Here is a 1,152-nt window from a genome sequence, read left to right on the forward strand (position 1 = left end):
CCCCCCCTTCCTCCGGGTTGCGCCCGGCAGTCGGGCCAGACACCCCGCGTAACTGGCCCCGAGGGTTGCGCTCGTTGCGGGACTTAACCCAACACCTCACGGCACGAGCTGACGACAGCCATGCAGCACCGGTGCCCCGGCTCCCCGAAGGGCACCCCAGCCTTTCAGCCAGGTCCCGGGGCATGTCAAGCCCTGGTAAGGTTCTGCGCGTTGCGTCGAATTAAACCACACGCTCCGCTGCTTGTGCGGGCCCCCGTCAATTCCTTTGAGTTTTAGCCTTGCGGCCGTACTCCCCAGGCGGTGGGCTTACTGCGTTCGCGCCGGCACGGATGGGGTCAACACCACCCACACCTCGCCCACAGCGTTTACTGCGTGGACTACCCGGGTATCTAATCCGGTTCGCTCCCCACGCCTTCGCGCCTCAGCGTCAGCAGCGGGCCAGCGGGCCGCCTTCGCCACCGGTGTTCCTCCCGATCTCTACGCATTTCACCGCTACACCGGGAATTCCACCCGCCTCTCCCGCCCTCGAGCCCGGCCGTCCCGCCCGACCCTCCCCGGTTGAGCCGGGGGCTTTCACGAGCGGCGCGCCAGGCCGCCTACGCGCCCTTTACGCCCAGTGATTCCGGGCAACGCTCGCCCCCTACGTGTTACCGCGGCTGCTGGCACGTAGTTAGCCGGGGCTTGCTCCGGGGGTACCGTCACTCCCTTCGTCCCCCCGAACAGGAGTTTACACCCCGAAGGGCGTCATCCTCCACGCGGCGTCGCTCCGTCAGGCTTGCGCCCATTGCGGAAGATTCCCTGCTGCTGCCTCCCGTAGGAGTCGGGGCCGTGTCTCAGTCCCCGTGTGGCTGGCCGTCCTCTCAGACCAGCGACCCGTCATCGCCACGGTGGGCCGTTACCCCACCGTCTAGCTGATAGGCCGCAGGGCCCTCCGCACGCGGCCTCCCGGCCTTTGCTCGCCTAGCCTACCGCCACGCGAGCCTATGGGGTCTTAGCCCCAGTTTCCCAGGGTTGTCCCCCGCGTGCGGGCAGGTTCCCCACGTGTTCCGCACCCGTCCGCCACGGTCGACCGCTTGCGCGGCTCCCGTCCGACTTGCATGCATTAGGCACGCCGCCAGCGTTGTCCCTGAGCCAGGATCAAACTCTCCATCA

General features: G+C 67.8%; 1 rRNA gene. It reads right to left on the reverse strand.

The annotated features are described in order from the left end of the window. Positions 1–1,152, reverse strand: a 16S ribosomal RNA gene (locus NET02_RS16290); the annotation flags it as partial.

The organism is Thermalbibacter longus (assembly GCF_023806485.1).
GTDB lineage: Bacteria > Chloroflexota > Chloroflexia > Thermomicrobiales > Thermomicrobiaceae > Thermalbibacter > Thermalbibacter longus.